Annotated in this window: 10 protein-coding genes; 4 read left to right on the top strand and 6 right to left on the bottom strand. The window is 44.1% G+C overall.

The window, feature by feature from the left end; all coding sequences use genetic code 11:
- The first annotated feature begins 269 nt into the window (after window positions 1–269).
- Complete coding sequence (locus OC443_RS25875) at window positions 270–1,913, top strand: methyl-accepting chemotaxis protein (RefSeq protein WP_073579501.1); 1,644 nt, start codon at window positions 270–272, stop codon at window positions 1,911–1,913.
- A gap of 110 nt (window positions 1,914–2,023) precedes the next feature.
- On the opposite strand, the gene OC443_RS25880 is transcribed toward OC443_RS25875, so the two are convergent.
- Window positions 2,024–3,385 (bottom strand): DEAD/DEAH box helicase, encoded by a 1,362-nt coding sequence (locus tag OC443_RS25880; protein WP_073579500.1) that lies wholly within the window; start codon window positions 3,383–3,385, stop codon window positions 2,024–2,026.
- A gap of 324 nt (window positions 3,386–3,709) precedes the next feature.
- Between OC443_RS25880 and OC443_RS25885 the strand changes: the two genes are divergently transcribed.
- The gene (locus OC443_RS25885; protein WP_073579499.1) at window positions 3,710–3,979 is read left to right on the top strand and encodes an Lpp/OprI family alanine-zipper lipoprotein; all 270 of its coding nucleotides are present in this window, start codon (window positions 3,710–3,712) and stop codon (window positions 3,977–3,979) included.
- A gap of 106 nt (window positions 3,980–4,085) precedes the next feature.
- Here the strand turns inward: OC443_RS25885 and OC443_RS25890 are convergent, their stop codons facing one another.
- The 4 genes from OC443_RS25890 to OC443_RS25905 are packed head-to-tail and all read right to left on the bottom strand — an operon-like array spanning window position 4,086 to window position 8,154.
- Window positions 4,086–4,982, bottom strand: coding sequence for a L,D-transpeptidase family protein (locus tag OC443_RS25890; RefSeq protein WP_073579498.1), 897 nt, complete (start codon window positions 4,980–4,982; stop codon window positions 4,086–4,088).
- Window positions 4,972–6,399, bottom strand: coding sequence for a deoxyribodipyrimidine photo-lyase (gene phrB / locus OC443_RS25895; protein WP_073579497.1), 1,428 nt, complete (start codon window positions 6,397–6,399; stop codon window positions 4,972–4,974). The genes OC443_RS25890 and phrB overlap by 11 nt, the downstream gene beginning before the upstream one ends.
- On the bottom strand, window positions 6,396–7,211 hold the full coding sequence (locus tag OC443_RS25900) for a MerR family transcriptional regulator (protein ID WP_073579496.1): 816 nt from the start codon (window positions 7,209–7,211) through the stop codon (window positions 6,396–6,398). The genes phrB and OC443_RS25900 overlap by 4 nt, the downstream gene beginning before the upstream one ends.
- Window positions 7,201–8,154 carry a YbgA family protein gene (locus tag OC443_RS25905; RefSeq protein ID WP_073579575.1) on the bottom strand — a complete coding sequence of 318 codons (954 nt, stop codon included), beginning with the start codon at window positions 8,152–8,154 and terminating at the stop codon, window positions 7,201–7,203. The genes OC443_RS25900 and OC443_RS25905 overlap by 11 nt, the downstream gene beginning before the upstream one ends.
- A 395-nt stretch (window positions 8,155–8,549) precedes the next feature.
- Between OC443_RS25905 and OC443_RS25910 the strand changes: the two genes are divergently transcribed.
- Both OC443_RS25910 and OC443_RS25915 read left to right on the top strand, forming a co-directional pair.
- Entirely contained in the window at window positions 8,550–10,037 is a 1,488-nt protein-coding gene (locus tag OC443_RS25910; protein ID WP_073579495.1) for a tetratricopeptide repeat protein, read from the top strand.
- Window positions 10,018–11,601 (top strand): GGDEF domain-containing protein, encoded by a 1,584-nt coding sequence (locus OC443_RS25915; protein ID WP_073579494.1) that lies wholly within the window; start codon window positions 10,018–10,020, stop codon window positions 11,599–11,601. The genes OC443_RS25910 and OC443_RS25915 overlap by 20 nt, the downstream gene beginning before the upstream one ends.
- Window positions 11,602–11,720: 119 nt before the next feature.
- Here the strand turns inward: OC443_RS25915 and OC443_RS25920 are convergent, their stop codons facing one another.
- Window positions 11,721–12,911 (bottom strand): MFS transporter, encoded by a 1,191-nt coding sequence (locus OC443_RS25920; protein ID WP_370738717.1) that lies wholly within the window; start codon window positions 12,909–12,911, stop codon window positions 11,721–11,723.
- Between the last annotated feature and the right edge of the window lie 234 nt (window positions 12,912–13,145).

Here is a 13,145-nt window from a genome sequence, read left to right on the forward strand (position 1 = left end):
GTTTCAATCTGTTTAAACGTGCATGACAAACGGCAGAAATATACATGGGATCAATGGAATAGGTATCACAAAAAATCTTTATTAAATAATGAGTTAGGACACATATGAAATCAAGTGACAAAAATGACACTAAGCGTATTTTTTCTGCATTTAACCATCTGATTAGTAAAGATTTTTCAGTTATCAATTTCGCGATTTTTATTTGAATTATCCATGAAGAGAGATAGAATCAAAAACTATCCTCCCCCATCGGATTAAAAAGGTCATTCATGCGACATATAATCAATATACTATCCATCAGGTTGCAAATATTTATCCCGGTTATCGTCACATTAATTTTACTGATAACCAGTTTTCTTCTGACAACGGCTAACCTCAAACAAGCATTTAATGGTGTTTCCACGTCAACAGAACATATTATTGAAGTTAAAGATCAGCTGAATCAGGTGATAGACCATGTTTATAACATGCGGATTCATGCGATATACAGCACCTCTGAGTATCAGGCTGCTAAATCTTTTACTGCACTCTTACGGGAAAAACAGCAAGCTATTCAGTCCCTGCTAAGCAAACTGGAACAATTTCCGGCAATTCAGCACGAAGTCACCGCCCTGAAAAAAGCGACAGACCAATACGTCCGTTATTCACTCAATACGATTCAGCCCCTGCTCGATGAAAAATACAGCCAGCAGCAAAAGCCGGATTTCGCAAGCAGATACCAGAAAGCTTCCGATATTTACCGGGATGAAGGGAAAGAGATGATTGCGCAAATCCAGTCACTTTCAACTCATATGAATAATATGGTTCGTCAGGATATTCAGTCCCATACCCAAAAGCATCATCAGGCTGAAATTTACGCCTTTATAGGACTTGCCTTCATTATTTGTATCGCGATCGTCGTGAACTGGCTGCTGGCGGGTGTGATTATCTCCCCCATCCATCACTTACAAAAAATAATGCATCATGTCGCGGATGGTGACCTGACTGCTGTTGCCAGAGTCGAAGGAAAAAGTGAACTCAACGCACTGGCAAATGATGTCAATACAACCATCAATCATTTACGTGACATGATTGGCACACTGCTTCGGACCAGTACTGATGTTGCAGCTTCAGCCACAGAGCTTGCTGCGGTTATGACACAGGCGAGTGTCAATTCGGATCAGGAGAAACAGGAAATAGAGCTGGTGGCTTCAGCGGTTTCTGAACTGGAACAAACCGCAAGCAGTGTGACCGGTAATGCACATGATGCAAATACCGCAGTATTCGAAGCCGGGAAGATGGCAATAAACAGCCTGGATATGTTCGAAGAAAGCGGACGGGCAAACACAAAGATGGCAGAACAAATCAGTGATGCCGCCAGCATGATTTCTGCCCTGCAAATGCAATCTGAGCAAATCGGCCAGGTTATCGAAGTGATTGAAGATATTTCAGAGCAAACGAACCTGCTTGCCCTGAATGCAGCCATTGAGGCAGCCCGTGCCGGAGAAAGTGGCCGTGGATTTGCTGTCGTTGCTGATGAAGTCAGGATGCTGGCAGCCAGAACTCAGGATTCAACCAAAGAAATTCAGGAAATCATCGAGAATCTTCAGAATAAATCCGGTGCGGCCAATGACAGTATGACCACCAGCCTTGCCATGCTGAATCATAGTGAGGAAATGACCACCAAAGTTCGTGTCGCACTGAACGATATCGCAGCTTCTATTTCCGAACTGGAAAATGTGAACACTCAGGTGGCTTCTTCATCCGAAGAGCAACAGGAAGTAACGTCAGACATCAGTAAAAACATTGGTAATATCTATGAACTGGTGACGCAAAATGTCAGTGGTGTAACGCAATCGACAGAAGCAAGTCTGGAACTGTCTGTTTTAGCGGAACAACAAAAACAACAGCTGAATTTCTTTAAGCTTGCATAACTGTCAGCGACAGAAAAACACAACAACTGCTTTTTAAGAAAGCAGAAATAAAAAAGCCACGATATCTCCATCGTGGCTTAACTATTTCCGGGAACGATTCCAGTTTCCGTTTACTTCTTACGCGGAACAAAAACCGCTTCACCCACAGGCACATTCTGGTAATAGCTCTTATCCCGTTTAACCTGCTTTTGGGGTGTTGCTTTAGCTTTCGGACGTGAAGCAACTTTCTTTTTATAGCCGCCGGGCTTACGGGGCTTCTTCTTCACCAATCCTTTAAACTTCGCTTCCAGCCCTTCAAATACTGAAAATTCAATCGTCTGAGAAAGAAAAGCTTCCACCCGCTTAAAGCTGTCCCAGTCTTTAGGGCCAACGAATGAAATCGCATGGCCTTTGTTCCCGGCCCGGCCCGTCCGGCCAATCCGGTGAACATATTCTTCAGTATGCTTGGGCATATCAAAATTAATTACATGGGTAACATTCGTAATATCCAGACCTCTGGAGGCAACATCGGTTGTCACCAGGATTTTATACGCACCCCGTTCAAACTGCCCCATAATGGTATTGCGTTTCGTCTGGTTCAGTTCCCCGCTTAACGCAACGGCCTTTAACTTTTGTTGATTCAACTTATCAGTCAAACGTTCGGTATCTGCACGGGTCGCGGTAAATATAATCATCTGCCGGTAGTCAGAAGATTCCAGCACCCGGGCCAGGAGTGCTTCTTTATGATCGAGATGATCACATAAATAGAAGTTTTGAGAGATATCTTTATGCTCTTCATTCGCTACCCCAACAGAAATCCGCTTCGGGTTATCCAGCATTTCCATCGCAATATCATTCACTTCTGCATGGTCTAATGTTGCAGAAAACATCAGTGTCTGCCGACGGCGATGTTTCGCAGCACCGCTGATTCGCCGCAGCTGAGGCGCAAACCCCAGATCCAGCATCCGGTCTGCTTCATCAAGAATCAGGGTTTCAAGGCCTTCAAGATATACTGAACGATGCTCCAGATGATCGGCCAGACGACCCGGTGTTGCCACAATAAAACGCGGATAACGTTTTAAAGCTTTGACCTGATCATTAAAATTTTCCCCCCCCACGATTAAGGTCGCGGTATAAGTCAGACCACCCAGCATCGTCCGTAATTCTGTATAGACCTGCTTGGCTAATTCCCGGGTCGGCGCAAGGATGACACCACGGGGATCTTTTGCAGAAAATGATTTATTTTTCAGAGACTTATGAAGCATGGGTAAAATAAAGGCAAGCGTCTTTCCTGACCCTGTTTTGGATGATGCCAGTAAATCTTTTCCGGCAATGATCACCGGAATAGCTTTCTGCTGTATCTCGGTAGCATGTTGAAATGCATAATGATTTACATTTTTCAACAGCCGGTTATCCAAGCCTAAATTTTTAAATTGCAAAGGTCTCTCCTGTTCATCTGATGTATTGCAAAAAGTATATACCTGACCCGGCATATTTATGATTTATTCACCATAAATATGCGAATAAGCGCGGTATCATAACTCAATTAAATCCGGCTGGACAGCGGTGTTTCACGATCGTTTTTCAGGCTCTCAACCCTATTTTTCAACAGATATACCCAAATAACCTGAAGAGACAGAATTCAGATTATTTGGGTATATCTCTTTGTATGGTTTTCAAATTTCTTATTTTCCTCTGACTTTCTATTCACTTTATTAGTGCTACAATGACAAAATCATGTGTTCGTTATCCTGTCAGATCTGAGAATGGAAACGAACGAATCTGAATCATAAAAAAAACAGCTAAAGGAGTTCACAATGAACAAGCTTTTATTTGCGATTGCAGCATCAGGCGTCGTTTTTCTTTCTGGTTGTGCTTCTCAAATGGACAGCTCAGCATCAGCAAAACTCGATAAGCTCAGCAGCCAGGTTAGTCAGCTAAGTGATGAAGTTGCCGCTTTGAAAAGTGAGCAAATGACTTTAAACAATAAATTGGATCAAACATCTGATGCGATCACATCAGCGAACAAAGAAGCAGCAAGAGCGAACATGAGAATTGATCATATCGCTCAGTCTTATACCAAATAAGAGTCAATGCAGAGGAAAGTGCCAGTGTTGCACTTTCCTTTAATCAAACAATCAAAACACTCCTGTTCAAGACCTCTCTTTCCGGCCCTCTTACGCAGACCTCACCTTAATCGTGACTGACAACTTCGATCGGAATCCCATTTTTTGTCACCAGCGCCGCTTTCGCTTTTTTGTCCGGATAGTTAAATTCATCTAACCACCACACCAGCGCCTGTGGTAAAGATAATCTCTTTTTCGAACCATCGCTGCGGGTCAGTGGTTCATGAACTTCCATATAAACCGCTCGTTCCGGTTCAAGGGAGACTTTCACCGGTTCATCAATCACCCGAACTTTTTCGCCCACCCTGACCTGATGAAACAACCAGTCAATGTCTTTGGGGTTCATCCGGATACAACCGGAGCTGACACGCAGCCCGATACCAAAATTCTTATTAGTGCCGTGGATTAGATAATCACCCGCACCATGAGCCAGCCTTAACGCAAAAAGTCCCAATGGGTTATCTGGTCCGGCCGGGACAACCGAAGGCAGATCAATGCCTTTCTTTTTATATTCGTTGCGAATGGACTGAGGCGGTGTCCAGGTCGGATTCGGTCTTTTCTCACTCACCCGGGTTTTCATCTCGGGTGTATCCCGGCCGATTCTGCCAATGCCGACAGGAAAAATATGAACCAGATGTTTGGCAGGTTCAAAATAATACAATCGCAATTCCGCCAGATTAACGACAATGCCCTCATAAGGCACATCCGGCAGAATCGTTTGCGCCGGTATCGTCAATATATCTCCCGGTGTGGGCAGGAATGGATCAACACCAGGGTTGGCTTCCATCACAGCAAGAAATCCAACATCATACTTATCAGCCACGGCAGCTACCGTTTCGCCTTTCTCAACCTGGTGGTAAACAATCTCGCCAACCATTCTGCTCCCTGGCGGGGGAATGTTATAGGTTCTGGCATAAGCCAGACAATTCCATAACAGCAGAAAATATAAAAAATTACGGCACATACACCTGACCTTCCTTCGCTGCCTGATAAACCGCTAAGGTTATCTTTCTTTCTGTCTGGTGATCAACGATGGGCGAAGGATATGACAATGAACTGACAGAAGCCATTTTCCACGGCTCGTGGCACCAGCGATCCGGTACATTTTTCAGCTCAGGGATCCACTGTCTGATGAAATGGCCTTCAGGATCAAACTTCTGCCCCTGCGTGACCGGATTAAAAATCCGGAAATAGGGTTGTCCGTCACAACCGGTGGATGCTGACCACTGCCAGCCACCATTATTTGATGCGTAATCACCATCAATCAGCTGACTCATGAAATAAGCTTCACCATGACGCCAGTTGATATGCAAATCTTTCGTCAAAAAACTGGCGACAATCATCCTGAGCCTGTTGTGCATCCAACCGGTATGTTTGAGCTGACGCATGGCGGCATCAACGATTGGATATCCGGTCATCCCTTCTTTCCAGCGGGTAAATGTTGCTTCATCAAATTGCCAGTGAATTTGCTCTCCCCAGCGATGGAAACAAGCGCCCCGGCACAGGGCGGGTTCAAAGACAATCAGGTGCTGATAAAATTCACGCCAAATCAATTCATTCAGCCATGATTCAGCCCCCTGACTTAAGCTGCCCCCCTCCGATTCCGCAAACAGTGCTGCAACACACTGACGGACTGACAAAACGCCTATCGCAAGATAAGGGGATAACATACTTGTATTGTCGCCCGCCGGAAAATCCCGCTTCTGATGATATAAGTCCACTTTTTCACGGCAAAACTGTCTGAGTCGCTGATTGATAACAGCGGAGTCAACACTCCATGCTTCACTTGACTCACATGGATAACGAAAACTGACAGAACCGGAGAATAACCGTTCAGCATCAATACGGGACGGATCCTGTTGTGTAGCTTTGACAGCCGGAACAATCTTTGGTGTTTTGAATAACAAACGCCAGGTTTTCTGAAACGGCGTAAATACTTTAAAATAACATCCCTGCCGGTTCAGCACTTCTCCGGGTGACAACAGACACTTATCATGGAATTCCCGGAAAGTGATTCCGGCTGAGGCCAGTTCAAAACTCAGTGCCTGATCGCGCAGCTGCTCATTCCATTCATATTCCGTATTCACCAGCACTTCATTGGCACCAATCGCCCGGGCAATATCAGTCACAGCATCCACACTGCCATCAAAGGTGCCGGCTTCCATATAGTAAAGGGGAATATTTAACTGCGCTAACTCGTCACGCAGCGTCGATAATCTCCTCCGGATCAGGTCCGCCTGCCTTGGTGACATTTGATGCTGCTTCCACTGCTCTGGTGTTGCCACATAGACAGCTGAGACAAATTCCCCCGTCGCCAGTGCATAATTTAATGCACTGTGATCGATTGTTCTCAGATCCCGCCGATACCATACTAATTTCATGAATCCCCCAATTCCTGATGTAGCTGAGTCAGCATGCCGGAACAGGAAACGCCTTCACCGGTAAAACTCTCGCTGAACTCATGTATCGCTCTCTGCTGTTTTATCGTCAGTGACTTATTTGAATAAAAGTCCACTTTATTAAACTGATGATGGCTGACATGACCGGACAAACCCGAGACATCTTCAACACCATCCAGCATCACCAGGTAGTAACCTTTTTCTGCCAGCTTCACGGTATGAAGCCACGCCCATACACTCCCGGCAGGGTCGAAACTCACACACAGACACTTTCCAAGGCTGCTGGCTTTATTTTCGACCGTCACCATCCAGCTGAGATGCGTTGTGATTAATGACTGAAACAAACTTTTGCGGACCGATTTTTGCGACCCTTTCATGGTTTCAAGAATGTTGACAACCGGAATGATAAACTGTGCTTCCACAATTGCCAGCGGATACATCCGGAACGCAGAAGCAATCACCTCTTCAGCCCGTCCCCGGTTCAGTTGAGAAAGCGCATCGAGTAATTGTTCACATTCATCCAGATTCGTCGCTGAATCAGCCACAAGACTGACGTCTTCCGTTGTGTTTTTGATTAACTGCGCAACTTTACCAATTGAAATCCCTTTGGCAAGCCACTGGCGGATATTCTGAATCGTCTGAATATCCTGTTCATCAAATAAACGGTGCCCTTTTTGAGTTCTTTTCGGCTCAATCAAATGATAACGACGCTGCCACGCTCTCAGTGTAACGGGTTTAACGCCCGTAATCTCAGACACTTCGCGGATAGCATATAATTTTTCTTCAGAGTCCATAACGTAACTTCAGTCCCTGTGGATAAGGATTTAAATACTGTTGCTGCGCAATATACGCATTCGGATATTGAGATAAATAATGTTGAATCATTGTGACAGGAACTAACAAAGGTAGCACGCCCTGCCGGTAGTCATGAATTAAACGTGTCAGTTCTTTTTTCTGTACCGGATTCAAAAACGGCTTAAAATACCCCTGAATATGCATCAATACATTAGTCGCGTTCTTTCTGCTCGCCCTTTTCGTCAGCGCATTCATCAAACCCAACCGGTATTGTACAAAAAATTCGTTTATATCCGTGTCTTTGATGTTTGCCACCATTTGCCCCAGAGCCCGGTATGACAAAGGATCATGCGCCATCAGCGTAAACTTATAGCGACTGTGAAATGCAATAATTTCGGCCGGTGACGGCACATCACTAACAGACTGATATAAATCATACAGACAAAACACCCGTGCGATAAAGTTTTCTCTGAGCACGGGATCATTTAACCGGCCATCTTCCTCAACAGGTAACCAGGGCATTTTTTCAATTAATTTTGCAGTATATAAACCTGTGCCATCTTTTCGCACACCACCTTGCTGATATACTTTTACCCCTTGCATACCGCAAGTCGGTGACTTAGAAGCAACCACGTAGCCACACAGCTTCTTCGGTTGCATGGTATTGATTTTATTTTCAGCATACCGGTACATGGTATCGGTATAGTTCACGGATTCATTTTTGGATTGAACCAGTGCCGTCCTTCCTTCCAGCTCAATCAGCCGGATAACAGGCCTTGGCACACCCATTCCCACTTCAACTTCCGGACAAACAGGATGGAAATCAAAGAACTCAGAAAGCGTATCAAGTATGAAGCGGTTACTTTTGTGTCCTCCGTCAAAACGGACTTTATTACCGAGTACACATCCACTGATCCCTACAGGAATTTTCGTTGTCATCACTATCACCATATTTGTACATAAATCGGGTTTGTACAATTTATTATAGCACAGTTATACAAGATGAAATTTTGTATCAGAATTATTACTGACAATAAGGTATTCGTCAAAAATTTGGCCGAAACTGTTTCAACCATTGATAAATCATCCTATGATTGTTACATATGAAAAGTGTCAAAATAAGAACACTCTCGTTTCATAATAAAATGATCGGCTCACCGTCATGTTGGTATATATCGCGCATTTGTAAATCAAAAAAATGAATAACCTGAAAACCCGGCTTTAAGTAAGCGTGCCGGAAATGCGTACTATTTTATTATGTATGAAAGAATACAATATCAATAAAACGATCACGCTCTCAGAGTATTGGACTGGCATGGCCTAAAGGATGATTCAGTTTGGACAAGAGTCTTTACCTCCTTGAAATTGAAATAGAGCAACTCAAGCAACGCCTGGAAATATCCCCCGAAGATGTACTCTGTGATGCAGAACAACTTCTGACGCGTTCAAAACAAATTCATTACCCTGAGGGGGCAATTCAGTGCCTTCTCATTATGTCCCGTAGTTCTCTTCAGGTTACCCGGCATGACCGCAGCCTTCATTACGCCAATGAAGCACTTGAAATCCAAAACAGTCTTGATAACGACAGATATCTGCCTGAAATCCTTCACCTTCATGCGATGAACTATTGGGAAGACGGTAAATATTATACCGCGCAACAACACTGGATTAATGCCCTTGAGCAATCCACGCTGGAAGAACAGATAGAGATCCTGATTGCTTCGTTACTGGGGCTGGGTAACATCTGGCGAAGTACCAATGAGCATCACTTAGCGTGTGACACCCATCAGCTAGCCGTCAAAGTGGCCAATTCAACCCGGATAGCCTGGCTTGAAGGCCGGGCGCGGATATTGTGGGCATGGGACTTATATCTGCTGGAAAACTACGCAGAAATGTTGACCGTTCTTGATGTCGCCATGGAGTTACTCGAAAATCATCATAATCAGCAGTGGCTGGCGGAAGCATGGGATTTTCAGGCACTGGCATTGTTGGGACTGGAACGATTGGAAGAAGCCGAAAATGCGATCATGAAAGCGATTCATCTGGCACAAAAACATCATTTGATATGGATTCAGTCACATGCTTATATCAGCCGTTCAAGGCTGGAATTCATGCGAAAAAATATCGACAAAGCGACGACCCTGCTACTTCAGGCTGAACAGTTGGTGGAGAAACAGGATGATAATCATGAGTTACTCTCACCGATTTATTACCAGCAATCCATTATCGCTGAACAGAAAAAAGAGTTTAAGCACGCACTGACAGCGTTCAAAAAATACCGCGACTGTTCGGTTAATCAACTGAAATCACAAATTACACGCGAGAGCAAAGATAAGGTTCAAAGCCAGAAAAAACTGCTGGACCAGCGAGCGAAAAAACTCATCAACCGCATTCGCAGCCAGTACGAGTATGATCCGGAGAAACACCTGTCCAATGTCGTCTCCGAAACACACTGGTGGGAACAGCTCATTTTATATAAGACAGCATTAACATATTCAAATCATTCAGTTATTATCATTTATCATGAAGTGCCTGAATATATAGATATCTGTACAGAGCTGGCTCATTCTCTTTGTTCTAAACAAGACTTAGTCGCTCGTTTAAGCTCAGAACGTCTGGGGCTGCTACTCTCAGACAAAGACGAAATCGCACAAAATATATTTAACGTATTGCAAAAGATGATTGAAATTTATCCATGGGAAAGAAAAGGGTTGCAAGACTTTCCGCCACAGGCAACATTACATGATATTCTGTCTTTTCCGTTTACTCTGGACCAGTTAATTCAGCTGCCAAGCGAGGAACAACATGCCGGGCTTACTGAATAAGATTAAAGAAGCAGGTCTTGATGTCACTTCTGTTCATGGTGATGCTGCAATTATTCTCTGGAACCATATCAGAAATTACATTGCTTCCACACAATGGGAACAGGCGCAGTGCCATGTGATCAGTGCTGAATATCAGGCACTGCTCAATCAGATCGAATTGAGTATTGATGAGCTCAATGCGGCTCTGGCGCTATTGCAACTCCCACAAGATGCTGAAGCCGTCCTTTCAATCAAAATTTCCCTGTGTCATCGACTGATTGAATCCGGCGATTACCAGACAGCACTAAAAGAATATATTTCGATTTCAAATATTGCGGTTGAAAATGAGTTTATTGATGAATATGCCCTTGCCGTGATCGGCATGGGCGAGCTCTGTTACCGCTATGGCGATCCAGGCAAAGCACTGCTGTTCTATCAAAAGGTCAACAGCATTGATCAGGCAATTTCAAGCCGGTCGCTACGTCTGAGATATAAAATATGCATGCTGGCCTGCCACATTAGCATGAAAGAATATGCGGTTGCAGAAGAACTGATTAAAGAATGTGAAGAACTCAGTATTCTGGTCAGCGATCAGGAACTTTCCCGCCAAATCATTCTTTATGAAACAAAAATTAACCGGGCAAAAGGGAATATCGACGAAGCCATTCATGTGCTGTCGGAAACACCGTATACAACCGGCAGCCGCTACAATAAGCCACTGACCTGCCTGCTAAAAATCGAGCTGGCCTATTGCCTGATCTCGCAAGGGAAAATAACCCTGGCAGAAATGATTTTAATTCAGAAACTGCGTAAGACCGCTCATTTAACCAATCCGGAATTACACAAGTCTTTATATCAGGCTCTGGCCTATATTTATGAATATCAGGCGAAGTATGAAGAAGCCCTGAAATATGAGAAAAAAGCCTACCAGATAGAAGCAGATCTGATGAAACAGATCCCTATCGGGGAGCTGGGAGCCAGCCAGCTGAAACGACTCTCGCAATTTGAGCTGCAACTCAAACTCATTATGTCAAAGATGGAAAACCAGGAGTTAAAAGAAACAACTGAGAGCCAGAAACATACAGTGGCGCGTTTACAGCAGGATGTTTTCACCGATCCATTGACAAAGCTGCATAATCGCCGCTGGCTGGAAGCGAAATTAAAAGAGTTACTGCTTCATGAAGTGTCGTTCGCATTTTTGATTATCGATATTGATCACTTTAAATCAATCAATGATGAATTCTCTCATTTAATTGGTGATAAAGCGATTATCAGTGTTTCCGATGAACTGAGCCGTTATTTTAATTTTAACCATGCTTCATGTGTCCGGTATGGTGGTGAAGAGTTCCTGGTGATCCTGGAAAACCCCACACTGGATGAAGCAAAAAATCACGGTGAAAAATTCCGTAAACACATTTACCAGATCAACTGGGATTCACTACTCAATGAGCGGAGGCTCACCGTCAGTATCGGAGTTACACTTCACAGAGAAGGTGAAAATACTCAGCGGACACTGCACAGAGCAGACAAAGCCCTTTACCAGGCAAAAGCAAACGGAAGAAATCAGGTCTGTGCAGAGCCTTAGGGATGCAAACAACATCACGATTGTCTGCACCAGTTACTCTTTGAAATAGTTCATCCCGTTGTCTGACTTTTTCTTTTACCCGTGGTCATGGTCCGGGTGCCACGAATTCCGGTGAAGCACTAGTTCCAGCGAAGAATGCGGACTTCATTTCCTTTCGCCGGAACTCCCGGAATATTCAAAGACAGAACTAACGAAATCACAGCCATCGCCGCGCCGATATAGAATACCGCAGCAGGGGAAACCATCCAAACCAGTCCAAACGTCGCCGGGATAATCACAGCTGCAATATGGTTAATCGTAAATGAGACACCGGCGGTTGAAGCCATATCAGCCGGATCTGCAATTTTCTGAAAATAGGTTTTAATCGCCAGCGCCAAAGCAAAAAACAGATGATCCACAACATAAAGCCCTGCGGCAACGTGGGCATTTTCAACGATGGCATACCCGACAAATACCAAAATTAAACCACCATACTCCAGCATCAGTGCCCGGCGTTCACCAACCCTGCCGATCGTTTTACCGATTTGCCTGGCAAACAAAAAGTTAAAAACGTAATTAATCAGGAACAACAGAGTTATTTCACTGGCAGAATAACCAAATTTTTCAACCATCAAAAAACCTGCAAATACGGTGAAAATTTGTCGGCGGGCACCACTCATGAATGTTAACGCATAATATAACCAGTAACGTTTTCTGAGCATTAGTTTCTTATTCTGTACTGTTCTGGCTTGAAACTGCGGGAATGCCAGCGCAACCACAGCAGTCAACACAAAAGCAACACCACCGGTAATCAGATAGACCCAAAGATAAGACAGCTTCATCAAATCCAGCATCAGCCACAAACATCCGTAGGTCAGCAGAGAAGCAAGCGCACCTGCAGAGATAAGCTTCCCTAACATTTCAGGTGCTTCATCTTTGTTTATCCATTGCAATGTCAGAGATTGCTTTAGCGTTTCCAGATAATGAAACCCGGTAGACATCAGCAATGTTGTCAATAATAACCCATTAAAAGAAGGGAAAAACCCGGTAATTGCGACGCCCAGAGTTAACATCGACAGAGCAATCAGCAGAAAGCGTTGTTCTTTAATAAACAGTAAAATGAAAACAGCAGAAAAAGCCAGAAACCCGGGGATTTCTCTGACACTCTGCAGAATCCCGATATCTGAGCCATTAAACCGGGCACTTTCAACCGAAAAATTATTCAGTAGTGCGCTCCAGCTGGCAAAGGCAACAGGCACAATAAATGAGACCACAAGCAAAAAATTAGCCGGATTCTGCCATCCGGTGCTGTCTTTTCCTTCTCCTGACACAATCATTCCCTTTTACATGAAAACTAAGCAAATTATCATAAGCGATCCTTATGTAAATGAGAACTCCGCTCACGCCCTTCATGAAATAAGATAGCTCTGTCCACCGGGACACTGAATATTAAAAAGTCGATCAAAATAACAATTTATGCAACATCACTGATAAAGATAGCGACTTCCCAGCTCAGGCTCATCAGTAAACGGCTACACTTAATGACAGGGAAAACTGAATTGATA

The sequence above is a fragment of the Vibrio quintilis genome (assembly GCF_024529975.1).
In the GTDB taxonomy this organism is placed as follows: domain Bacteria; phylum Pseudomonadota; class Gammaproteobacteria; order Enterobacterales; family Vibrionaceae; genus Vibrio; species Vibrio quintilis.

Coding starts and splice junctions, on each gene's coding strand:
- OC443_RS25875 (WP_073579501.1), top strand. CDS start 270: ATGCGACATATAATCAATATACTATCCATCAGGTTGCAAATATTTATC.
- OC443_RS25880 (WP_073579500.1), bottom strand. CDS start 3,385: ATGCCGGGTCAGGTATATACTTTTTGCAATACATCAGATGAACAGGAG.
- OC443_RS25885 (WP_073579499.1), top strand. CDS start 3,710: ATGAACAAGCTTTTATTTGCGATTGCAGCATCAGGCGTCGTTTTTCTT.
- OC443_RS25890 (WP_073579498.1), bottom strand. CDS start 4,982: ATGTGCCGTAATTTTTTATATTTTCTGCTGTTATGGAATTGTCTGGCT.
- phrB (WP_073579497.1), bottom strand. CDS start 6,399: ATGAAATTAGTATGGTATCGGCGGGATCTGAGAACAATCGATCACAGT.
- OC443_RS25900 (WP_073579496.1), bottom strand. CDS start 7,211: ATGGACTCTGAAGAAAAATTATATGCTATCCGCGAAGTGTCTGAGATT.
- OC443_RS25915 (WP_073579494.1), top strand. CDS start 10,018: ATGCCGGGCTTACTGAATAAGATTAAAGAAGCAGGTCTTGATGTCACT.